Raw genomic sequence first — 21,836 nt, 5'->3', positions numbered from 1 at the left:
AAAGTTGGAAAAAGATGAACTCTGCCCACAACAAGAATGAGACAACCTTTCAGAGAAGTATGAAAAGCCGGCACCTCTTTATGCTTTCCTTGGGAGGTGTCATCGGAACCGGGCTGTTTTTAAGCTCAGGTTATACCATTCAGCAAGCAGGCCCGGCCGGAACGATACTCGCCTACTTAGTCGGGGCCGGCATCGTCTATCTGGTCATGCTATGCCTCGGTGAGCTGTCAGTCGCCATGCCTGTGACCGGCGCCTTTCACACCTATGCAGCCAAATACATAGGGCCGGGCACCGGATTTACGGTTGCTTGGCTGTACTGGCTGACATGGACCGTGGCATTGGGATCAGAATTCACAGCAGCCGGCCTGTTAATGCAGCGCTGGTTTCTCCATACATCGGTTTGGATGTGGAGTGCCGTCTTTGCGCTGTTCATTTTCTTGCTTAACGCATTTTCGGTCAAGTTTTTCGCTGAATCAGAATTTTGGTTTTCCAGCATCAAAGTATTAGCCATTGTATTATTTATTCTTTTAGGCGGCTCTGCCATGTTCGGCATCATCCCGATCAAAGGCGGAGAAGCCGCACCGATGCTGTCCAACTTCACCGCGGAAGGCGGGCTTTTTCCAAATGGATTTGTCCCGATTTTGATGACGATGCTGTCCGTTAATTTTGCCTTTTCGGGAACGGAACTAATCGGAATCGCAGCCGGTGAAAGCGTTGATCCTGACAAGACAATACCAAAAGCGATTAAAACAACGGTCTGGCGTCTCTCACTCTTCTTTGTCGGAACAATTTTTGTGCTGTCAGGGCTGATTCCGATTCAAGATGCAGGTGTCATCAAAAGCCCGTTTGTCGCTGTCTTTGACAGAGTCGGTGTACCATACGCAGCCGATATCATGAACTTTGTTATCCTGACAGCGATCCTGTCAGCGGCTAATTCCGGACTCTACGCTTCTTCCCGGATGCTGTGGTCTTTATCAAAAGAAAAAACGCTTCATCCGACATTTGCAAAGCTGACGTCAAAAGGAACCCCTTTTAACGCGCTGGTGTTCAGCATGATCGGCGGCATTCTGTCGTTGCTGTCCAGCGTATTTGCGCCAGACACTGTATACGTTGTGCTCGTGTCGATTTCCGGTTTTGCCGTCGTTGTCGTGTGGATGGGAATCGCTGCTTCTCAATTCATGTTCAGAAAACGTTATATCGAAGCGGGAAACAAGGTTACTGATTTGAAATACAGAACCCCTTTGTATCCGTTCGTGCCGATTGCTGCGTTCCTGTTATGCCTGGCTTCCGTTGTTGGCATTGCCTTTGATCCGAATCAAAGAATCGCACTGTATTGCGGCGTTCCATTTATGGCCATTTGCTATGCAATATATTATGTAAAAAACCGCAAAAGCGAGCCGGCTGCTGATATGACTTATTCAAAATAAAAAGAACCTGCCTTCGGGCAGGTTCTTTTTCGATTTTCACACTTCCACTGTCCAGTTAAACGGGCCTTTTACCTTGCCAAGCTGAATATCTGTTATCGTTTCATACAGCTTTTTCGAGAGGTCCCCGATTTGCCCGTCGCCTACAATCACCGTTTTTCCATGGATGTTGAGTTCACCGACAGGCGTAACGACTGCTGCCGTGCCTGTGCCGAAGACCTCTGTCAATTCTCCGCGTGCAGAGGCCGCATACACCTCATCAATCGATATTCTCTCTTCACGAACCGGAATGCCCCAGCTTCGAATCAATTCAATCGCAGACGCGCGTGTCACCCCGCTTAAAATGCTTCCGCTTAAAGCAGGTGTGACAGCTTCCCCGTTTATGACGAAAAAGATGTTCATACTTCCCACTTCTTCCACATATTTCTTTTCGATGGCGTCCAGCCACAGTACCTGGTCATAGCCCAGTTCATTCGCTTTCCGCTGTGCCTGAAGACTGGCGGCATAGTTTCCAGCCGTTTTTGCAAACCCGACTCCTCCGTTGACCGCCCGCACATACTCATCTTCGACATAGATTCTAACCGGCTTCAGCTGATCGTCGCCATAATAGGAGCCGACAGGCGAAAGCACGATCATAAATGTATAGCTCCTGGATGCCTTCACACCGAGACTCGGTTCTGTGGCAATGACAAAAGGACGAATATACAGTGACGTTCCTTTTTTCTTTGGAACCCAATCTTTCTCCAGCTCAACTAATTGTGTCAATGCCTCAAGCACCAGCTCTTCGTCTAAAGGGGGCATGCTCATGCGCTCACACGATCTGTTCAGCCGTTTGATATTTTGATCCGGACGGAACAGGAGCACCCTGCCATCCTCTGTTCTGTATGCTTTTAATCCTTCAAAAACAGCCTGGCCGTAATGAAAAACAGATGAAGACGGATCGAGCGTAAGCGGTGCGTACGGTGCAATTCTTGGATGATGCCATCCAATTCCCTCTTCGTAGTCCATCACAAACATATAATCTGTAAAATATTGTCCAAACCCCAAGGAAGACGGGTCGGGCTTTTCCTTATAATATACAGTTTTTTCTCGTTCGATAAGCTTATTCAATCTGATCAGCACACCTTTCATATAATTGTTTAAATATTCAGTCTTTTTAAGGTTGCAAAAAACATACAGCCCTTCCTTTCATGATACGCCGCTCCACACCGATAAATTTCAGAATATTCTTTAGGATCATCAGCTATTATACACCACATTCATTGTCAGATGAAGCTGAAATTAAAGAAAAACAGCCAGTTTTATTCTGGCTGTTTGATTTAGACCGCTAAACAAAGGACGACAATGTGGCAAATCAGCAAAATATACACTGCGAATACAAATTGCCAATTGATCTTCCGCGCCCATGCAAACACCACCATCAAAACAGGCAGCATCACAGTCCCCGCCAGCTTGTTAACCGTCAGATCCGGACTGTTCGCAACATCATAATGAATCGGCATCTGCGTCGGCAGAAAAGGGTAAAATACAATTGAAAGGATGAATGCAGCAATCACTGCTCCCCACAGCACTTTTCCATTCGTCAATAAAAACATAGAACCACCATTCCCTTCTTAAAACACATTGCTTTATGAATGATATGACTGTTCAACGGTGAATTTCGTTCGGTCTCCCCGGGTAATAATTTGCGCATATTCCACCACTTCTTCATTTTTATCATAGGTAAGGGATTCTGATAAAAACGCAGGCGCTCCGACATTGGTTAATAAGTGGCCGCTGATCGTTTCATCCGTTAAAATCGGTTCGATCGATTCCGTGCCCCTGCTGATTTCAATATTGTATTTTGTCCTTAACAATTCAAACAGTGAGCCGGTGCATTCCTCCTGTGCCAGCCCCGGTGCCGCCTTCCAGGGAATATATGAGGTATGATACTGCAAAGGTTCCCCCTCGGCGTATCTGACTCTGACAAGCTTGTTGACAGGTTCATTCTCTTTCATTTTCAAAAGCTCGGCAATGGAGTGATCGGCAGGAATCACAACAAGCTCAAGCACTTTTGATTCAGAACGAAGGCCTCTCATTTGTTCTGCAAAGCTCGTAATCTTATGCGGAATCGGCGTTTGTATTTTTGCCGCCGAAACAAATGTCCCTTTTCCTTGAATTCTTTTAATATATCCCTCAAGCTCTAGCTGCTGCAGAGCCAGTCTCACAGTTGTTCTGCTGACATCATATTGTTCGCAAAACTCACTCTCCGTCGGCAGCTGATCATTCGCCTGATATTTGCCCGATTTAATTAACTCAATGATTTTAAACTTGATAACAGAATATAAAGCTGTCATTTCATTCTCCCCATTCTGTATGCAATCCGTTCTTTTTCATTGAGACCATAATACCATTTGCCCTCCCAATATGAAAGATTTGTATCCTTCTTTTATAACAAATTTTCAGAAATTAATATTGACAGTTTGATAAGGGCGGTGCTAAATTCGTAATGACAAGTATCATAAATTGGTCATAACAAATATGGTGCTTGTCTATCTCTTTGAGGGGGTGTCACATGAAGATTCTGATCGCCGAGCACTACGAAGAACTCTGTAAGTTAAGCGCTGCCATTATTAAAGAACAAATACAAGCTAAGAAAGATGCCGTTCTCGGCCTGGCAACAGGAAGCACACCGGTCGGCTTGTATAAGCAGTTGATTTCAGACTATCAGGCAGGCGAAATTGATTTTTCAAAGGTTACTACATTTAATTTGGATGAATATGCTGGTCTCTCTCCATCTCATCCGCAAAGTTATAACCATTTTATGCATGAGCATCTTTTTCAGCATATCAATATGCAGCCTGATCATATTCATATCCCGCAAGGAGACAATCCGCAGCTTGAGGCGGCATGCAAAGTATACGAGGATCTCATCCGCCAGGCGGGAGGCATTGATGTCCAAATTCTCGGCATCGGCGCCAATGGCCATATCGGTTTTAATGAACCGGGATCTGATTTTGAAGACCGGACACGTGTTGTGAAGCTCTCGGAAAGCACGATACAGGCAAATGCCAGATTCTTCGGCGGCGATCCGGTGCTGGTGCCGAGACTCGCGATTTCAATGGGCATTAAAACCATCATGGAATTCAGCAAACATATTGTGCTTTTAGCAAGCGGCGAGGAAAAAGCAGACGCCATTCAAAAGATGGCTGAAGGTCCTGTCACGACAGATGTACCAGCCTCCATTCTTCAAAAACACAATCATGTAACCGTTATCGCCGATTATAAAGCAGCTCAAAAATTAAAGAGTGCATCATTCTCATAACACAATAAAAGGAGACTGTCATGTTTAAAAAGGCATTTCAAATTCTGCAGCAGCTTGGCCGCGCGTTGATGACTCCGGTTGCCGTCCTGCCGGCAGCAGGTCTTTTGCTCCGTTTCGGAGACAAGGATTTACTGAACATCCCTATTATAAAGGATGCGGGCGGCGTTGTATTCGATAACCTTCCGCTGATTTTCGCCGTGGGGGTCGCGATCGGATTAGCCGGCGGAGAAGGTGTAGCCGGACTTGCCGCTGTCATCGGATACTTAATTTTAACCGTCACCCTCGACAATATGGGAAAATTACTCGGCCTTCAGCCTCCGTATGAAGGAGCCGAGCACCTGATTGATATGGGGGTTTTCGGAGGAATCATTATCGGGCTTCTCGCCGCCTATTTATATAAGCGGTTTTCATCAATCGAGCTGCATCCGGTCCTTGGATTTTTCTCTGGAAAACGCTTTGTCCCGATTATTACTTCCGTCAGTTCATTGGTGATCGGCGTCATTTTCTCATTCGTTTGGCCGCTGATCCAAAACGGAATTAACGCAGCCAGCAGTTTAATTGCCGATTCAACAGTCGGCCTGTTCTTTTATGCAACGATCTATCGTTTGCTGATTCCTTTTGGCCTGCATCATATTTTTTATACGCCTTTCTATTTTATGATGGGAGAATACACAGACCCATCAACAGGCAACACCGTAACCGGAGACCTGACAAGGTTTTTCGCGGGAGACCCGACAGCCGGGCGCTTTATGATGGGGGATTTCCCTTACATGATTTTCTGTCTGCCGGCAGTTGCTCTTGCCATTATCCATACCGCGCGTCCGGAAAAGAAAAAAATGATCTCCGGCGTGATGATTTCTGCGGCACTCACATCTATGCTGACCGGAATTACAGAGCCGGTTGAGTTTTCTTTCTTGTTCGTTGCGCCTGTGCTCTATTTGATTAACTCTATTCTTGCCGGCGTCATCTTTGTCGTTTGTGATTTATTCCATGTCCGCCACGGCTATACGTTCTCAGGCGGCGGAATTGACTACGTCTTGAACTACGGACTGTCTACAAACGGCTGGGTTGTCATTCCTGTCGGGATCGTGTTTGCTTTCATTTATTATTATTTGTTCCGATTTACGATTCTGAAATGGAATTTGAAAACGCCCGGCCGTGAGACAGATGAAGACGGTCAGAATGAGGAGAAAGCTCCAGTTGCAAAAGACCAGCTTGCCTTTCACGTGCTGCAGGCCTTGGGCGGACAGCAAAATATCGCTAACCTGGATGCATGTATCACAAGGCTTCGTGTGACCGTTCATCAGCCAAGCCAAGTCAGCAAGGATGAATTAAAACGGCTTGGTGCAGTAGGTGTGCTGGAGGTCAACAACAACTTCCAAGCAATATTCGGAACCAAGTCCGATGCCTTAAAAGACGACATCAAAACAATCATAGCCGGAGGCGTCCCTTCCACCGCCGCCACGCTTGACACGGTAACTGACAAACAGCAGAAGCCCGATTTCGGTGAGACCTTTATTTATCCGATTAAAGGAGAAACAGTCTCTTTAAAAGATGTGCCTGATCAAGTCTTTTCAGAAAAACTGATGGGCGAGGGATTTGCGATTATACCATCAGAAGGAAAAGTCGTTGCACCTGCGGACGGCGAGATCGTCTCGATTTTTCCGACAAAACACGCCATCGGCTTTATGAGCGCCGGCGGCACTGAAATTCTGATTCATGTCGGCGTTGATACCGTCAAACTAAATGGGGAAGGCTTTGAAGCACATGTCACAAGCGGACAAGCCGTCAAACAAGGCGAACTGCTTCTCACCTTTGACCTCAATTACATCAAGCAGCATGCCGCTTCAGCCATAACACCGGTTATTTTCACAAATACCTCTGAAGAAGATCTAAAGCACATTCAAATGAAGTAAAAAAGTCCCCCCTGCTGCGGGGGACTTTTTCGCCAACATAATGAAAGCGCTGTCAAAATAAAATAACTTGAAAAAAGGTGTTTGCATTTGAATCACGAATGATATGAATATGCCTAAATTCTATCGTTCTAAAGGGGGATTCATTTGAAAAAATTAATCGCGTTTCAAATTTTAATCGCTTTGGCTGTCGGCGCAGTGATCGGCCACTTTTTTCCTGATTTCGGGATGGCACTGAGGCCTGTCGGAGATGGATTTATCCGCCTGATTAAAATGATTGTTGTGCCGATTGTGTTTTCTACCATTGTCATTGGAGCCGCAGGAAGCGGAAGCATGAAAAAAATGGGCAGCCTTGGTATCAAGACGATCATTTGGTTCGAAGTGATTACAACGTTGGTATTAGGGCTTGGACTTTTATTAGCGAATGTCTTAAAACCAGGTGTCGGGCTTGACCTCTCCCATTTGGCAAAAAAAGATATCCATGAACTTTCCGGCTACACAGACAAAGTTGTTGATTTCAAGCAAATGATCCTGGATATTATCCCTACAAACATTATTGATGTCATGGCCAGAAATGATTTGCTTGCCGTTATTTTCTTCGCCATTTTATTTGGTGTCGCCGCAGCTGGTATCGGCAAAGCTTCTGAACCAGTAATGAAGTTCTTTGAATCTACCGCTCAGATTATGTTCAAGCTCACACAAATCGTCATGGTCACTGCTCCTATCGGCGTGTTAGCCCTGATGGCAGCTTCTGTAGGCCAATACGGCATTGAACTCCTCCTCCCTATGTTTAAGCTGGTTGGCACCGTATTCCTTGGCCTGTTCCTGATCCTCTTTGTCCTCTTTCCGCTTGTCGGTCTCATCTTTCAGATTAAGTATTTCGAAGTATTGAAAATGATATGGGATCTGTTTTTAATTGCATTTTCCACCACCAGCACTGAAACCATTCTCCCTCAGCTGATGGATAGAATGGAGAAATACGGCTGTCCCAAACGAGTGGTATCATTTGTAGTTCCCTCCGGCTTGTCATTGAACTGTGACGGCTCCAGCTTATATTTATCGGTTTCTTGTATCTTTCTCGCACAGGCCTTTCAAGTAGACATGACATTGTCCCAGCAGCTGCTCATGATGCTTGTGCTTGTGATGACCAGTAAAGGCATTGCAGCTGTACCCTCAGGATCGCTTGTAGTTCTTCTGGCGACTGCCAATGCTGTAGGACTGCCGGCTGAAGGCGTTGCCATTATCGCGGGTGTTGACCGCGTCATGGACATGGCGAGAACAGGCGTGAACGTACCGGGACATGCGATCGCCTGTATCGTGGTATCAAAATGGGAAAAGGCCTTCCGCCAAAAAGAATGGGTTTCCGCAAACAGCCAAACCGAAAGCATATAGAAAAAAAACACCTCAATCCGAGGTGTTCTTTTTATTATTCAGCAGCAGCGTGATCTTCTGTTTCAATCGCTGCCAGTCTTGCGTTTACTTCTTCTACTGTCATATTATGCTCTTTCACATACAGGTTTCTTGGGTTCGTGCGGCATTCGTGGCTGCAGCTGCGCATATATTTATACTCATTTTCCGGTGTGCATATCATTTTTTTATTGCAAGATGGATTTGCGCAGTTCACATAACGCTCACACGGTTCTCCTGTAAAGTAGTCCTTGCCGACAATCACATGCTCGACACGGTTGACAGGCACGCTGATTCTTTCATCAAATACGTAGCACTGGCCGTCCCAAAGCTTGCCTTGCACCTCTGGATCTTTTCCGTATGTCACGATTCCGCCGTCAAGCTGTGCTACATCTTCAAAGCCTTGCTTCACCAGCCATCCTGAGAACTTTTCACAGCGTACGCCGCCTGTACAGTACGTTAAAATCTTTTTGCCTTCAAGCATATCTTTGTGTTCTTCGATCCATTCAGGTAATTCGCGGAAGGCTTCGATGTCAGGACGGACCGCACCTCTGAAATGGCCTAGGTCATACTCGTAATCATTACGCGCGTCGATGACAATTGTGTTTGGATCCTGCATCTTCTCATAAAATTCTGCAGGCTTCAAATGCTGGCCTGTTGTTTCGTTCGGATCGACATCATCTTCAAGACGAAGCGTTACAAGCTCTTTTTTATGGCGGACGAAGATTTTTTTGAAGGCATGGCCTTCTGCTTCATCAATTTTAAATACCATGTCCGCAAAACGAGGATCAGCTTTCATCGTTTCCATATATTTTTCAGTCTGTTCAACCGTACCTGATACCGTACCGTTAATTCCTTCAGAAGAAACAAGGATACGGCCTAACAAACCAAGCTCCTTACAAAAAGCCAGATGCTGCTCTCTAAACGCCTCTGGATCTTCAATCGGAACATATTTATAGTAAAGTAATACTCTGTATTGTTTTTCCATGTTTTAAACACCCTGTTCAATTATAGTTAGTTGCTATGCACACTCTTACTATATCATACAGGAAAATGCCGCAAAGATGAACAGATCCGCCCAGACTGATAAAAATATCCAAGCTCTTACAAACCTAAGCAGCACAAGGGTTTATTAATAACAAATAGTATTTTCCAATAACTCACTAATAAAAATAGTTGTCTGAAAACTATTTTTGTAGTTCCTCTTCAAAAGATAAATTTACCGGTTCATCTAAAAGTTCTCCCGGCATTTCAAGGTTTGTTGAAGGAACGCTCTCATCTACCTCTTCAAAAACAACATGATCCATCCACACCTGACCCGGCCCAGATAATTGAACGCCAAAAGATATCACAGCGCTATTTTCTGGGACATCTAAAACGATAGCATAATGATTCCAATTGGTTGTTCCGGTAATAGGTCTGTTGCTCATATTATCAAATTGGAGAACATCATCAGCAGCACTGTCAACCCGCATCCAAAGTGAGGCAAAATGCTGCACCCCCTTTGTTTTGATAAAACTTGATAGACGAAGCCTTTTTCCTAGATAGCGATCTGCTTTGAATTGCTGCATCATCGTCGCAAATTCACCGATATCCTGAACCATCGTTGACTTTAAATACCCTGAAGCTTTTCCCTGATGTACATTTTCCCGGTCAATCCCCATTTCGAATTGGAACGGATGGCTCCCGCTCAATACCCAGCCTTTCATTTTTTTCTCCATGTAAGATTCCTCCTTTTTTGAAGTAAAGCGTTTCATAAATGTTCGGTATGCTCCTGGCGGCATGTGATACATCTTTTTGAACGTCCTCGTAAATGCTTCTTGAGATTCAAACTGATAATACAAAGCAATATCGATAATACGATGATCTGTATAAAGCAAAGCTGCCGCCGCATTCGCAAGACGTCTTAACCGAATATAAGAAGCAACCGACATGCCGACTTCTTTTTGAAAAATCCGATGAAAATGGAATTTTGAAAAGCTTGAAACGTTAACAATATCCTCGTTTGATATTTGCTCATGTAAATGTGATTCAATCCAATTGATTGTTTTCTGGACAGCTTTTTCATAATACATTGCACGCTCCAATCTCCTTTCTGTTTTAGAATAATGGATCACGGATTATATGTTTTGATTATTTTTGCGATATGTAAAAATCCCCTGTTTACCACAGGGGACACCGCTCACTTGATAATGACAGATGGTGTGATATGCTCCAGCCAAATGACACCGTCATATTGTTCCTTAAGGATCAGCTGCTCTTCTGTGAATCCCCAATAGAGTGCTGTGCGGGGGGTATACATCCACGAAGTGCCTTTCTTGTTTTTTGTATGGAGAAAATCAACAAAAACAGCCGGTCGGTCCGCCGCTTTCAGCAAAGCTTCAAGGCTCCCAGACGGCGGCGGGCTTGTAACCGGCTTAACAGTCTTATTATCGGAGCTATCAAGACTCGCACCTGAGTAAGCATAAATGCCAATCGTATATGTTTGTTTTTTCAGCCGCTCCGGCAAATAATCACCCATGTTAGGGCCATTTAGCTGTACCCAGTCCTTTATCATCTTCGTATTCTGTTTGCGTAGATGGTAATTGTGGCCCCAGACAATGATTTTCTTTTTCGGATAAAGGGTGTCAGCTACCCACTGAAATTGTTCAGCCATCATGCGGTCTCTCATAAAGAATGAAAAATCCTCAATATTCTCCGGATACTCCTCTAGTTTTTCTTTCATTTCTTCCAGCATATACGTTTCCATTACGTCAATTCTCAGCTGAAGAGAATGCATAAACATCTCATAAGCTTTCGGCTCTTTTGGAAGGTTTTCTTTTAGCTCTGAAGCATGTGTTTTAGTGAAATTGATCAGCTTCTGATAGTTTTTCACAAGCTCTTCCTTCTTTTGCGAAAATTCATCAAACGTATTGCTGTCTGTCACTAATGTTGAAAAATCATTTTCTGATTGGGAGAGCAACTCTGCTTTCTCAGGGTCCACCGCTTTTACCCAATGAGTCGCAGCATCATTGAATGAATTCTTCATGCTTTGAATATCAAAACCGGTAAGGATCAGCGGATCGCCTTTCTCTTTTTGCTCTTTCATGTAATCAAACAATTCAACGACATCTTCTGTGTGCCATACAGCGTAAATGGAGTTTTTCATCGTGCTTTTAGGGGTTAATTGGTCCATATTAAGGTAGGATGCATTTGTATCAGGAAAGCCAGACTCAAATGCCAATACATCGTATCCCAGCTCTTCGTGGAGATATTTGATCATTCTGACCTTTGTGGCGTTGATTTCACCAGCGCCGTGTGTCGTTTCCCCTAACTGAACGATTCGTTTCCCTTTCAGCACCTTCTTTAGAAATCGAAGGTCTTTGTTTGAAGCATTGGAAGCATCCAGCGGCTGTGCATGTCGTTCAATCCATGAATCCCAATATTTTTCTTCAGAAGCAGCACGTGCCGAGACTGAAAAAGAAGAAAACGCCAGACAGACAATCAGCAGCGGCAGGGTCATTCTCACTATCATTCGTTTCAATTCTATCTCTCCTTTTCTGCTAGGTTCTCTAGTCATTACGAGATAGATATAGAAAAAGATTCCTTTTTTCACCAACAAAAAAAGCTTCTCTGTTGAAAGAAGCTTTAGCTGGATTCTCTCATCACCTGATGAAAGTAAAACCGATACGTATTTCGTAAAAATGTCTCAACCGGAAGCTGCACATCCGCTTGGTATTTGCTGATGATGAACGGAAACCGCTCGATTCCTTTTTCGCGCAAATTGTTCGCTTGTTCATCATCTATTGCCTTCTCTTGCAAAACCGCTTCAACGATCGGCCAGCACACTTCTCGCACTTGCCGCAGGACGGCTTCATCTCCGGTGTTTTGATAATCTGTAATCCAGCTGATGATTTGTTTCTCCATAAGTCTCACCTTTCTTCAAAAAAAGAGGCGCTGCGTTTATGCAAGCTCCTCTTCTTACTCTTCATAACCTATCAGTTCTCCGACTTGAACTTCTTGGCCTTCTGCTAAATGGGCGGACGGCTGGAACGCGTCTTTTTCAAAAATCAAAATGACGGTTGACCCGAATGAAAAGTATCCCAGCTCTTCGCCGATCTCCAATTCAGCACGGGTGCTCGTCTGCACGATAGAATTAATATTCATCGCGCCGACAGGAATCATCAGGACATTTCGGCTGCCGCTATTCAGCTCGTACACAAACCGATAATTTTTCGACAGCACATCTTTCCCGTATTTTAAGCCTAGTTGATTTACCGGGTATGAGCGATTTCCGAGCTCGGCCAGCTTTTGATACCTGCAGCTGATCGGAGAATGGAAACGGTGATAATGCCTCGGGCTTAGATACAGCACGACGAAATATCCGCCGTTGTATTGATGGTCTGCGCTTTTACAGCCGGTCAGCTCAGCGAATGAGTAATCTTTTCCCTTCACCGTAAAGGTTTGATTCGGGTTGATGATTCCTACCGTCTGAACCACACCGTCAACAGGGCTGACCACCGCATGCGCCTCTTTTGACACAGGGCGCCGCTCCAGATTTATTTGTCGAATGAACAATTCGGACAGCGATCCGTAATCAGCAGCCGTACCGTCCACATCATCCCAATTCAGCCGAAAATGTTTTGAGAAAAGCGGAATGACCGGTTTGCTGATTTTCGACTCGCAAAATCCTTTAATCAGATAGGATGACAGACGATGATTCGTCAGCTCTATCAATGATCGATACAGAATCTTTACAGCCGTATTAAACATGAATAATCCCTATAACCCTTCCGATTGTAATAAAAACAAAGCACCACAAAAAGGCGCCGATTGCAGCAAACGCAACATACGTTTTCAGATCCATTTTGCCGATCCCCGAAAAGTAGCACGTCACATGTCTGACGCCGGGAATAAAATAACCTAAAATAAGAGAATATGGACCGTATTTCTTCATCCATTTTTCCACTTTCATCATTCTCTTTTCTTTTAAGCCGACCCACTTGCCGTACTTATCGATAAACGGGCGTCCGGCTTTTCTGCCAATCATGTAGCTGATCAGCATACCTAACAAAGCCCCGACAAAACTAATCAATATCGAAAGCTCATAATTCAATACATCGGTATGCGTGAAATAGCCAACAACGGTCATCATTACTTCATCTGGAATCGGCAATCCTACAATCCCTAATACCAACATCAAAAAAATAGCGAGATAACCGTAATCCGCTATGAGCTGCTGAACTAATTCCATCTCCCGGACTCCAGGTTTTCTGCCGCATGTTTTTTAAAATGAGGGAATTTTATTTTACTCACCATCAAATATGAAAGTCCGCAAGTGCCGATTGCCAGAAGGATCGGGTTATAGGTGAAGCTTAGAATAACGAGACACATGCCCGCAAACGGAATCGGCATACCGATAAACGTCGGGAGCTTGCTTTGTTCAATGTTAAATTTAGAGAGGCGAAGCATTCCGCAAATGCTGTACATCAATGCGCATAAGATCCCGATAAATGGCAGGGTATACAACGCGACACTGTAAGCAAGCATAGAAGGGGCCACCCCAAACGTAACCAGATCGGCAAACGAATCCAGTTCTCTCCCCATATCAGAAACGGCATTCAGCTTACGAGCAGCCATCCCGTCAAAGAAATCAAGGAACATGCCTGTAAAAATAAAAAGCACTGCTGAATGAATGTTGTGATATAGCAAGGAATGAATCGCCAGCAATCCGCAAATGAAGTTTCCTATCGTAATCATACAGGGGATGTAATTCACAGTGTAACCAAACCTCCAATTGTAAAACCATCTATATTATTTGACGATAGTGATCGAATAGCGTTACAGGAAAAATTTTTCTCCAATAAGCATGATAACATAGAATGCTCCCAAAAAAGCAGCATTCAAATTCTATTATTATACAACATTTGTTACCTTTTGAAAAACGAATGCCAATCTTTTCATGTTCCTTACTATTTTATCCCCCCGCATAAAAAGGACAAGACGCGTTGATTGACGTACTCTGGCTGCTCCAGAGATAACAGATGTCCGGCGTTCTTTACGATTTCAGCCTGAATTCCCGGCACCAATACCGAAGCCCGCTCAAAGGCCATTTGCTGATGGTACATGGCCTCGTGCTCACCGAACATCAGCAGTACCGGGACTTGTATCGATTTCAATTCCTGGTCTGTGAACACGTACGGAAAGCCGTTTTCTGTCGGCTTCAGGCTCCTTTGCTCATCCTGCCATTCCACGCCCGCCACAATTTGTCTTTGCAGTAAAGGATGCAGATCATAACTGTTGCCTGTGATCCACTTGATATATGATTCAGCTCCTCTTGCCCCTGTAAGCTCTGCAGCGTATTTATAGACATCCGGATGAAATGAAATAAACGCTTCAGCGGGACTCATAACAACCGCCCGCTCTACTCTTTCAGGCGCGCGGAGTAAGAAATTCACGATATGGGACCCGCCAAGCGAAAGGCCGGCCAGGTGTGCCGTCTCAAGTCCAAGAGAATCAAAGACATCTTTCATCCATTCTGCAAAATCAGCTCTCGTTTCCATGGCTGCTGATGGTATACTTTTATTTTTGTCTCCTATTATATCGACCGCATATGTACGAAATTGACTGCTCCACGCTGCGATATTCGGATACCACATCGCAGAGCTGAAAAGGCCTCCGTGAAGCAAAATGAGCGAAGGTGCGTCCTTTGGCCCACTTGCAATGATATGTGTTTTTCCAAAACGAGTAGAAACATAGAATGCTTCCGACTCAATCGGCCACAAAGAAAGGCTTTGATCATATGCCTGGTAAAAGCGCAGACCACTTTCAACCGCGGCAAACTGCATTGAATCTTGTATCATCTTCTTCTTTTTCCTCCGGGTTTGATTGATATAAAGGATAACGCCCCTTTTGTCTCGTAAGAAAAAATACCTATTTCTTATTATCTCACATAATAAATTTCCAGTATATAGTTTGGTTTCCTGCAATAAATAAAAAAGGCAGTTCCCTTAAAATCAAGGAAACTGCTATTCTTTGAAGACTAATGGAATGGCATGATCTTTTTTATCCTCTGTTAACGAGATCTGATGGGTTACTGATGTTTCACCCTTCGTCAACGCGACTGAGTAATCGCCTTTTCTGCCGGTATCCCATTTGATATCTCCGTTTTTGTCTGTTTTACCAAGTATCTCGCCAATCTCTGTACTCGGCTCCTCATCTGAAGAGGGCGCTTTGACAATCGTCACTTGAACCCCTGCGACCGGCAGCCCCTTAGCATCCTCCACATGAAGAGTGACAGGAATAGTCGTTTCTTTTTGAGAAGAATGCGTCTGCGAACTGCATCCGCATAAAAACAAAATAGACATGAATATGGCTAGTTTGCTGTATTTATTGATTTGCCCAATATTGAATATTGTTGAATACATCGTTCGTCACCCTTGTTCCCAAGTTATATGACGATCCTCCGTTCGTGTGAATGGCAATCGCTGTCTGCCCTGTATCACTGTAGTTTCGATAAACAGGCGAGCCGCTTTGGCAGCCGTACGTATCGGTTGTATAGGTCAGCTTATACGTTTCAGCGGAGCGAATCGGCTTTGTATCAGACCACATCGTGCCAAAGGTTTTGTCACACGGGAATCCTGTCACTGACGAGGAAAGGCCCACGGGACTGCTGCTGTTTGTGGTCCGGTAGCCGTACCAGCCAACCGTGTTTCCAGGAGAACCGTTTAATTTAATAGCTCCGTAATCATAATTGGTGTCTTTGCTTTCCGTCCATCCTTTGACGGAGTAAAACATCGTGCCTGAATAAGTACCGTACGGATATGACGAACCATTGCGGCCCGGCGCGGCGGTTATCGTCGAAGCCCATCCATGATCCTGGCTGTACACACAATGTCCAGCCGTGACGACTGTATTTGGATTGACTAAAAATCCGGTACATCCATAAGTGCTTGAAGTGTTGGGATACTTGATTGACAGTTGAACAGTTGCTCTATATGGAAAAGATGTCGTGCTGGAGATTCTGGTGCGTTCATCAGTTCCGATAATGCTCGAAGGCTGTAAGGTTTGAATATTTTTCTCCAGTTCCGTTTGGCCGCCGTATAACGATTTACTTGTTTTTCCGGTTCCCTCATAAGGGGCGGAAACCTGTTCTGCTTTTGACGTTTGGTTTTTCGTGGCATCAGCTTCTTTACCAGTATTCGATACAGAAGTTTGCGGGTTCTCTGCCGCTTTTGCCGGTACGCCAAAAGATACCGCTGCTGCCAATGCCAAACACAAAACCGTTAAGTAAGCGAACCATTGTTTTCTGAATCTTGGAACTAATTTCATTTTGTCATCTCCCTCCTTTAGTGTCAACCACCCGTAGGGATGGAAGACTTTTACATTATAATCAGGTTTCTGATTCTTATGATAAAACTTTTATGAAGGAAGAAAAAAACAGGCCTTGTCCCATGACAAGACCTGCTCAAACTCTATTTTATCGTAAGCTGTTCCAACGCTTTCTTTGCATTCTCTCTTGCCGTTTCAACTGAATCAGCAGCAGAAAGCGCAACTGCCATACGACGTCCGGCTTTCGTTATCGGCTTTCCAAAGACGCGCACTTGAGTCTTTGGGACTGCCAGTGCGTTTTCCAATCCTTCAACAGTGTAATCCGCTAATTCTTCCGGCGCTTTGAGGGGCCTGCTGGCGCCAGGAGAAAGCTGTGTGATTTCTGTAATCGGAAAGCCGAGAATCGCCCGGACATGCAGTGCGAATTCTGACAAATTTTGCGTCACCAGCGTGACAAGACCCGTATCATGCGGACGAGGAGATACCTCACTGAAATATACCCTATCTTTCGCAAGGAACAGCTCAACACCAAACAGACCGTATCCGCCAAGCTCATCCGTGATCGTTTTCGCAATATGCTTCGCTTCTTCTATTTGCTGCTCTGTCATATCATGCGGCTGCCATGATTCGATATAATCCCCGTCCTTTTGCACATGACCGATCGGCTCGCAAAATGCCGTACCGTTAACCGCACGTACGGTTAAGAGTGTGATTTCTGATTCGAATGGGATAAACTCCTCAACGATCACGCGGCCGTTTTTCACCCGTCCGCCTTCCATCGCCGTCTCCCAGCAGCTCTCTAAATCCGCTTCAGAGCGGCAGATACTTTGGCCTTTTCCAGAAGAACTCATCAATGGTTTAACGACACAAGGAAAACCGATCTGTGCTGCCGCTTGTATAAATTCATCATATGTATTCGCAAATTCATAGCCAGCCGTCGCAAGTCCAAGCGTTTCCGCCGCAAGCCGTCTGATGCCTTCCCGATCCATCGTCAGCTTGGCCGCACGGGCATTCGGGATGACGTGAAATCCTTCCTCTTCAAGCTTCAGCAATTCATCCGTCGCGATCGCCTCCACCTCAGGCACAATCAAATCCGGCTTTTCTTTCTCAATAATGGTTCTGATCTGATCTGGGTCCAGCATATCAACGACATAACTGTTATGCGCGACCTGCATCGCCGGAGCATGCTCGTAACTGTCAACTGCCACCGTCTGTACCCCAAGACGCTGGGCTTCAATCACTACCTCTTTACCTAATTCACCTGAACCTAACAATAAAACCTTCTTTGATTGATACATCTTTGCCCCTCCTATCTGTTCCAAACCATTATAACTGAAATATTTGAAAAATAAATTTTTATTAAAGAAAACAAAATAAGAAGATCTTACTTTCCCTCCGCCATTAAAACGAAAATAAATGGACTCCCCATAAATGGAAGCCAGCACAGAAGATCTCCGTTTTCCAGCTGATGTGTTATACATCTCAAAAATTCACGTTTGGCATTCAGAGTCATGCAAAAAATGCAGCACAAGCATACATGTCGCACGCGAAAACACACTATCAAATAAATGTTGAGTGATATCTTCTTCTATCAAAGCCGCTTGATTCTCCAGCACATCATTTTTTTCACACTCATCTAGCACTCACTCTGACATATCCACTCCTGCAAAATGCCAGCCCCGATGTCTTGTTCCAAGCATCACCAGTTCCTTTCCGCTTCTCGCACCTCCAAATTCACTATCAAAAAGAAAAACGCCGTCTACTGGCAGAACTGCGCAGCTAATCTGACAAACGATGCGCCAATTCAGGCTAACAATTCTCTAAACACATTTGGACAATATGATGTCGGCATTTTGAATCTTTCTCACGCACTTGATATCATCTCCTTTATTAACCAACCGACCCAGCATTGATTTAACGTCATGCATGAATGGGAAAACTAAATGAAGATACACACCCAAATAATTCGCGCCGGCATTAAAAAGCACGAATAAATGAAACAGCCAAGTTTCTCATTCCAAACCGGAGCCAGCCCTGTCTCTCCTTGAAAGCAAGCCGACTAACAGGAAGCACGGAACAAAATAGCGTCATCAATCAATCCCGCAAACCCAACCGAAACATTAATGAACTTAGCTAATGCATTTAGTCTGGCAAAACGCGAAAAAACATAGAACTGGTACAAGAAGCTGACGAGAATTCACGCCGAAGCTGACTTCAGCAGCTTCTCCTGCCCATGAGTAAAATAATTAAAAAGAATCAGTAAAAAAGAACCGTTTTTTTGTATTTTTTCAGTTTTCGCTCCTTTCCTAAATTCACCATGTTACCATACTAATAGGGAGTTCTAGCGAAATGCCACAGGGTGTACCAGACAGAGGCCATTGAAGCCAACAAACTCAGCAATTTACTGTTACTTTGGGCGATCTTAGAGGAATCAATCTAAGTATTAGTATTAATAATCGTCCTAGAGTTGAACTTCAAAGTACACTCTTTAAGGTTCATAGAATCTTGACATATTTTCCCTGTATGGTATGTTGTTGATTGAAGGAGAGGAATAAAATAATGAAGAAACTTAGAAAGCTATTTTATTGTAATGTTGCCCTGCTACTGCTCGTGTTATTGCTTGCTGCATGTTCGGGCAATAAGAAAGAAGAATCAAAAAATCCTTCAGATAATGATTCTGCTTTACATTCTGAAGAAAATAACGATGAGACTAAAGATAGCAATCAAATAGGCAAGGAAGAATCGGAGCCAAATTCAAAAGAATCTGCAACAAAGGATTCAGAGGAAAATTCCTCAAAAGACTCTGCAACAAAAGATTCAGAGGAAAATTCCTCAAAAGATTCTGCAACAAAGGATTCAGAGGAAAATTCCTCAAAAGGTTCTGCAACAAAGGATTCAGAGGAAAATTCTTCAAAAGGTTCTGCAACGGATGATCATTCAAAAGAAGCATCTTCAATAGAAGAAAGAAATGAGGGGAAAGGCGAAAATGACAATGTACTGGGAGAATATTCATCCGATAAAATCGAATATGCCCGAGTTTGGCTGCAGCTTGGGCCAAATCAAGATATAGATGAATTGAATGTTCGCCATATTTCAGCCGGCGAACCGATCAATCCTAATGATGACTCCAGTGCCAGCTATCCAGAAGATGTGATCCAGTTGGCAGGTTCTCGGTTAGTGGATGGATCAGTAACTTACAGCGGCAATGGGAATGGCACGATTAATGTATACAATGTTCCTTTACGCTGGGACTCCGCTGATAATTTAGATAAAGGGATAATGAAGAAAGAGACTGAGGACATTAAGAAAAATACAAAAAAAGTGTACGTTGATACAGGCGACGATAAGAAAATTAAGCGACTCATTGATATAATGGTTATTCATTAATCATTCATCGCTAATTATTGAAACGAAAATACCAAACATTTTTCAATAGAAGGGGCAGTTCATCAATACATTGAACCGCCCCTCTGATAAATACTATTTCCACTATCAATTAGAATACTTTAATACATCTATTATAATACATTCTACGATCTTCTAATCCATTATAACCGCCATTGACCCTTCGTGTTACTGCCTCAACTGATGGATTAGTATCACATAGTGCATTCATATTGTTTGAATGCCACCAAAATCCCGCACTAGTCCATGGATAATTATTAGCTACATAATCAACACCTAGACTTATAATTTTAGAATCACCAATTGCATTGGAAAAACGTGTGTAGTTATAACGACCTGTTAATTGAATATAACCTGCTCCTTTAAATTTTGGACCATCACCTGGTTGAGTATTGCCTAGATCTGCGCGTCCCTCGTACGCTCTCCCTGATGCTAATTCTTTTCTCCATCGTCCAGCTCCGGATTCATGACTACATTGACTAATAAAATGACAAAGTCTAGATCTAGTTGTAATGTTGTATCTTTCTAAACAATTATTCAAATCTTGCAACATAGCTTTTGAAATATAAGAGCTTGACCATCCAATTTGATTTAACTGACTCTCGGTTACATAAGTTACAGATGAACCACCATCTCCTTTATCTGGAGTCGAGTTGTCATCTTTTGTATCATCGTTACTACCATTATCATAAACTTTCAATACTTGGCCGACTTGAATTTTATCTGGGTTGCTAATGTTATTCAGTGATTGGATCTCTGACAATGTCATTCCAAATCGTTGGGCGATACTTCCTAAATTGTCTCCAGATTTAACAGTATAAGTGGTCGTTTTTCGTGTGGAACCATCACTGCCAGAATCATTGCCACTAGCGTAAACTTTCAATACTTGGCCGACTTGAATTTTATCTGGGTTGCTAATGTTATTCAGTGATTGGATCTCTGACAATGTCATTCCAAATCGTTGAGCGATACTTCCTAAATTATCTCCAGATTTAACAGTATAAGTGGTCGTTTTTCGTGTGGAACCATCACTGCCAGAATCATTGCCACTAGCGTAAACTTTCAATACTTGGCCGACTTGAATTTTATCTGGGTTGCTAATGTTATTCAGTGATTGGATCTCTGACAACGTCATTCCAAATCGTTGAGCGATACTTCCTAAATTGTCTCCAGATTTAACAGTATAAGTGGTCGTTTTTCGTGTGGAACCCCCACTGCCAGAATCATTGCCACTAGCGTAAACTTTCAATACTTGACCGACTTGAATTTTATCTGGGTTGCTAATGTTATTCAGTGATTGGATCTCTGACAATGTCATTCCAAATCGTTGAGCGATACTTCCTAAATTGTCTCCAGATTTAACAGTATAAGTAGTTGTAGAATATGTTGTTGCCATAATAAACCTCCATTTTTTTTTTAATCCCCATGAGGAAGAGTACATAATTATCTTAAATCTAGAATGAGGTTTAAGAGTACTCATTAAGTAAGCTAAAAATCCCATAAAAATAAAAAAAAGAACCTAAAAAGTATTCAACCTTAGGTTCTTAGGCACAGGTTAAAAAAGCAGTATGACCAACTTTTTAGGGCTATAATTGACTTTTAATTCCCTGTCTCATTCATTTTATAAACTTCCTATCTCTAGATAGATAATAGACTTACTCCCTTAGTAAGCTCAGTCAAAGATGATGCGCCTATCATTGAGTGCAAAGTAATTTTATATTTTATGTATCTCATTCTAGGTATATAAATAAAAAGCTCCCCTATTTAGGAGAGCTACAGGTCTTATGATTATTATTTTTTGACTTTAATTAAATTCTTCTCCTTCAATAATTGTTTTTGTGAGTGCCCTTTTTTTGTAACATAATTGTTTTTATACCATGCTATTATTGCTGCTACAGAGGTGAATACCATAGATACGAATTGTTCCAATTGTTCATTGTCTAAAGGAAGAGGTGATTTGTTATATATTGTGAGTAGTTGGTTTATAAGTGCTATGATCAAGACGAACGTTCTAACAAATGTCCCTTTATCCATCATCAAATCTCCTTTATTTTTAAAATCTATTGCTATCAG

At 43.3% G+C, this 21,836-nt stretch carries 22 protein-coding genes; 6 read left to right on the top strand and 16 right to left on the bottom strand.

Annotation, left to right across the window (positions count from 1 at the left end; all coding sequences use genetic code 11):
* Positions 1-14: 14 nt before the first annotated feature.
* Entirely contained in the window at positions 15-1,427 is a 1,413-nt protein-coding gene (gene mmuP, locus MKY50_RS01525) for an S-methylmethionine permease (RefSeq protein ID WP_131227071.1), read from the top strand.
* A 36-nt stretch (positions 1,428-1,463) separates the two neighbouring features.
* On the opposite strand, the gene MKY50_RS01520 is transcribed toward mmuP, so the two are convergent.
* The 3 genes from MKY50_RS01520 to gamR all read right to left on the bottom strand — a co-directional run bounded on the left by MKY50_RS01520 (position 1,464) and on the right by gamR (position 3,760).
* Complete coding sequence (locus MKY50_RS01520; RefSeq protein ID WP_019712566.1) at positions 1,464-2,534, bottom strand: branched-chain amino acid aminotransferase; 1,071 nt, start codon at positions 2,532-2,534, stop codon at positions 1,464-1,466.
* Positions 2,535-2,743: 209 nt separating this feature from the next.
* Positions 2,744-3,019, bottom strand: a complete 276-nt coding sequence (locus tag MKY50_RS01515; protein ID WP_015252923.1) for a DUF1648 domain-containing protein — start codon at positions 3,017-3,019, stop codon at positions 2,744-2,746.
* A 33-nt stretch (positions 3,020-3,052) separates the two neighbouring features.
* The gene (gamR, locus tag MKY50_RS01510) at positions 3,053-3,760 is read right to left on the bottom strand and encodes a transcriptional regulator GamR (protein ID WP_003234841.1); all 708 of its coding nucleotides are present in this window, start codon (positions 3,758-3,760) and stop codon (positions 3,053-3,055) included.
* Between the two features lie 218 nt (positions 3,761-3,978).
* On the opposite strand from gamR, the gene nagB reads away from it, so the two are divergent.
* The 3 genes from nagB (at position 3,979) to gltP (ending at position 8,033) form a co-directional block, all read left to right on the top strand.
* Positions 3,979-4,728: a glucosamine-6-phosphate deaminase gene (gene nagB / locus MKY50_RS01505; RefSeq protein ID WP_003246480.1), complete on the top strand. Its 750-nt coding sequence runs from the start codon at positions 3,979-3,981 to the stop codon at positions 4,726-4,728.
* Between the two features lie 20 nt (positions 4,729-4,748).
* Positions 4,749-6,644 carry a glucose-specific PTS transporter subunit IIBC gene (ptsG, locus tag MKY50_RS01500; protein ID WP_029317245.1) on the top strand — a complete coding sequence of 632 codons (1,896 nt, stop codon included), beginning with the start codon at positions 4,749-4,751 and terminating at the stop codon, positions 6,642-6,644.
* Between the two features lie 144 nt (positions 6,645-6,788).
* Entirely contained in the window at positions 6,789-8,033 is a 1,245-nt protein-coding gene (gene gltP, locus MKY50_RS01495) for a glutamate-aspartate/proton symporter GltP (protein ID WP_003234847.1), read from the top strand.
* 34 nt (positions 8,034-8,067) lie between these two features.
* Here gltP and trhO read toward each other — a convergent pair whose 3' ends face one another.
* From trhO to purT, 11 genes are all read right to left on the bottom strand, one after another.
* On the bottom strand, positions 8,068-9,036 hold the full coding sequence (gene trhO / locus MKY50_RS01490) for an oxygen-dependent tRNA uridine(34) hydroxylase TrhO (RefSeq protein WP_017694986.1): 969 nt from the start codon (positions 9,034-9,036) through the stop codon (positions 8,068-8,070).
* A 199-nt stretch (positions 9,037-9,235) separates the two neighbouring features.
* Positions 9,236-10,123, bottom strand: coding sequence for a helix-turn-helix transcriptional regulator (locus MKY50_RS01485; RefSeq protein ID WP_003246240.1), 888 nt, complete (start codon positions 10,121-10,123; stop codon positions 9,236-9,238).
* Between the two features lie 107 nt (positions 10,124-10,230).
* Positions 10,231-11,571, bottom strand: coding sequence for an erythromycin esterase family protein (locus MKY50_RS01480; protein WP_338382268.1), 1,341 nt, complete (start codon positions 11,569-11,571; stop codon positions 10,231-10,233).
* Positions 11,572-11,675: 104 nt separating this feature from the next.
* Positions 11,676-11,954, bottom strand: a complete 279-nt coding sequence (locus MKY50_RS01475; protein WP_021481898.1) for a hypothetical protein — start codon at positions 11,952-11,954, stop codon at positions 11,676-11,678.
* A gap of 54 nt (positions 11,955-12,008) precedes the next feature.
* A complete protein-coding gene (locus MKY50_RS01470; protein ID WP_003234858.1) occupies positions 12,009-12,800 on the bottom strand; it encodes a phosphatidylserine decarboxylase in 792 nt (263 codons plus the stop codon).
* Positions 12,793-13,281 carry a DedA family protein gene (locus MKY50_RS01465; RefSeq protein ID WP_003234861.1) on the bottom strand — a complete coding sequence of 163 codons (489 nt, stop codon included), beginning with the start codon at positions 13,279-13,281 and terminating at the stop codon, positions 12,793-12,795. Before MKY50_RS01465 ends, MKY50_RS01470 begins: the two co-directional genes overlap by 8 nt.
* Positions 13,272-13,805, bottom strand: coding sequence for a CDP-diacylglycerol--serine O-phosphatidyltransferase (pssA, locus tag MKY50_RS01460; RefSeq protein WP_341116044.1), 534 nt, complete (start codon positions 13,803-13,805; stop codon positions 13,272-13,274). Before pssA ends, MKY50_RS01465 begins: the two co-directional genes overlap by 10 nt.
* A gap of 194 nt (positions 13,806-13,999) precedes the next feature.
* On the bottom strand, positions 14,000-14,890 hold the full coding sequence (gene cesB, locus MKY50_RS01455; RefSeq protein ID WP_019712564.1) for an enantioselective carboxylesterase CesB: 891 nt from the start codon (positions 14,888-14,890) through the stop codon (positions 14,000-14,002).
* A 165-nt stretch (positions 14,891-15,055) separates the two neighbouring features.
* Positions 15,056-15,454 (bottom strand): YbfJ family protein, encoded by a 399-nt coding sequence (locus tag MKY50_RS01450; RefSeq protein ID WP_024571582.1) that lies wholly within the window; start codon positions 15,452-15,454, stop codon positions 15,056-15,058.
* Entirely contained in the window at positions 15,417-16,358 is a 942-nt protein-coding gene (gene mpr / locus MKY50_RS01445; RefSeq protein ID WP_015252930.1) for an extracellular metalloprotease Mpr, read from the bottom strand. The genes MKY50_RS01450 and mpr overlap by 38 nt, the downstream gene beginning before the upstream one ends.
* A 143-nt stretch (positions 16,359-16,501) precedes the next feature.
* Positions 16,502-17,671 carry a phosphoribosylglycinamide formyltransferase 2 gene (gene purT / locus MKY50_RS01440; protein WP_264099899.1) on the bottom strand — a complete coding sequence of 390 codons (1,170 nt, stop codon included), beginning with the start codon at positions 17,669-17,671 and terminating at the stop codon, positions 16,502-16,504.
* Between the two features lie 369 nt (positions 17,672-18,040).
* On the opposite strand from purT, the gene MKY50_RS01435 reads away from it, so the two are divergent.
* Positions 18,041-18,271, top strand: a complete 231-nt coding sequence (locus MKY50_RS01435; protein WP_129110428.1) for a hypothetical protein — start codon at positions 18,041-18,043, stop codon at positions 18,269-18,271.
* 646 nt (positions 18,272-18,917) lie between these two features.
* Positions 18,918-19,745 (top strand): hypothetical protein, encoded by an 828-nt coding sequence (locus MKY50_RS01430; protein ID WP_341116041.1) that lies wholly within the window; start codon positions 18,918-18,920, stop codon positions 19,743-19,745.
* A gap of 109 nt (positions 19,746-19,854) precedes the next feature.
* Here the strand turns inward: MKY50_RS01430 and MKY50_RS01425 are convergent, their stop codons facing one another.
* Positions 19,855-21,159, bottom strand: coding sequence for a LysM peptidoglycan-binding domain-containing protein (locus tag MKY50_RS01425; RefSeq protein ID WP_153530033.1), 1,305 nt, complete (start codon positions 21,157-21,159; stop codon positions 19,855-19,857).
* A gap of 395 nt (positions 21,160-21,554) precedes the next feature.
* Complete coding sequence (locus tag MKY50_RS01420) at positions 21,555-21,797, bottom strand: phage holin (RefSeq protein ID WP_033881264.1); 243 nt, start codon at positions 21,795-21,797, stop codon at positions 21,555-21,557.
* Between the last annotated feature and the right edge of the window lie 39 nt (positions 21,798-21,836).

This window comes from Bacillus sp. FSL R7-0685 (assembly GCF_038002425.1).
Lineage (GTDB): Bacteria > Bacillota > Bacilli > Bacillales > Bacillaceae > Bacillus > Bacillus subtilis.
Note: the sequence above shows the minus strand (reverse complement) of the source record. Positions and strands in the feature narration are given on the sequence as shown.

Coding starts and splice junctions, on each gene's coding strand:
- cesB (WP_019712564.1), bottom strand. CDS start 14,890: ATGATACAAGATTCAATGCAGTTTGCCGCGGTTGAAAGTGGTCTGCGC.
- MKY50_RS01435 (WP_129110428.1), top strand. CDS start 18,041: ATGTCTTGTTCCAAGCATCACCAGTTCCTTTCCGCTTCTCGCACCTCC.
- MKY50_RS01465 (WP_003234861.1), bottom strand. CDS start 13,281: ATGGAATTAGTTCAGCAGCTCATAGCGGATTACGGTTATCTCGCTATT.
- MKY50_RS01485 (WP_003246240.1), bottom strand. CDS start 10,123: ATGTATTATGAAAAAGCTGTCCAGAAAACAATCAATTGGATTGAATCA.
- trhO (WP_017694986.1), bottom strand. CDS start 9,036: ATGGAAAAACAATACAGAGTATTACTTTACTATAAATATGTTCCGATT.
- MKY50_RS01450 (WP_024571582.1), bottom strand. CDS start 15,454: ATGTATTCAACAATATTCAATATTGGGCAAATCAATAAATACAGCAAA.
- MKY50_RS01475 (WP_021481898.1), bottom strand. CDS start 11,954: ATGGAGAAACAAATCATCAGCTGGATTACAGATTATCAAAACACCGGA.
- MKY50_RS01515 (WP_015252923.1), bottom strand. CDS start 3,019: ATGTTTTTATTGACGAATGGAAAAGTGCTGTGGGGAGCAGTGATTGCT.
- gamR (WP_003234841.1), bottom strand. CDS start 3,760: ATGACAGCTTTATATTCTGTTATCAAGTTTAAAATCATTGAGTTAATT.
- MKY50_RS01425 (WP_153530033.1), bottom strand. CDS start 21,159: ATGGCAACAACATATTCTACAACTACTTATACTGTTAAATCTGGAGAC.
- MKY50_RS01470 (WP_003234858.1), bottom strand. CDS start 12,800: ATGTTTAATACGGCTGTAAAGATTCTGTATCGATCATTGATAGAGCTG.
- MKY50_RS01420 (WP_033881264.1), bottom strand. CDS start 21,797: ATGGATAAAGGGACATTTGTTAGAACGTTCGTCTTGATCATAGCACTT.
- mmuP (WP_131227071.1), top strand. CDS start 15: ATGAACTCTGCCCACAACAAGAATGAGACAACCTTTCAGAGAAGTATG.
- ptsG (WP_029317245.1), top strand. CDS start 4,749: ATGTTTAAAAAGGCATTTCAAATTCTGCAGCAGCTTGGCCGCGCGTTG.
- MKY50_RS01430 (WP_341116041.1), top strand. CDS start 18,918: ATGAAGAAACTTAGAAAGCTATTTTATTGTAATGTTGCCCTGCTACTG.
- nagB (WP_003246480.1), top strand. CDS start 3,979: ATGAAGATTCTGATCGCCGAGCACTACGAAGAACTCTGTAAGTTAAGC.
- mpr (WP_015252930.1), bottom strand. CDS start 16,358: ATGAAATTAGTTCCAAGATTCAGAAAACAATGGTTCGCTTACTTAACG.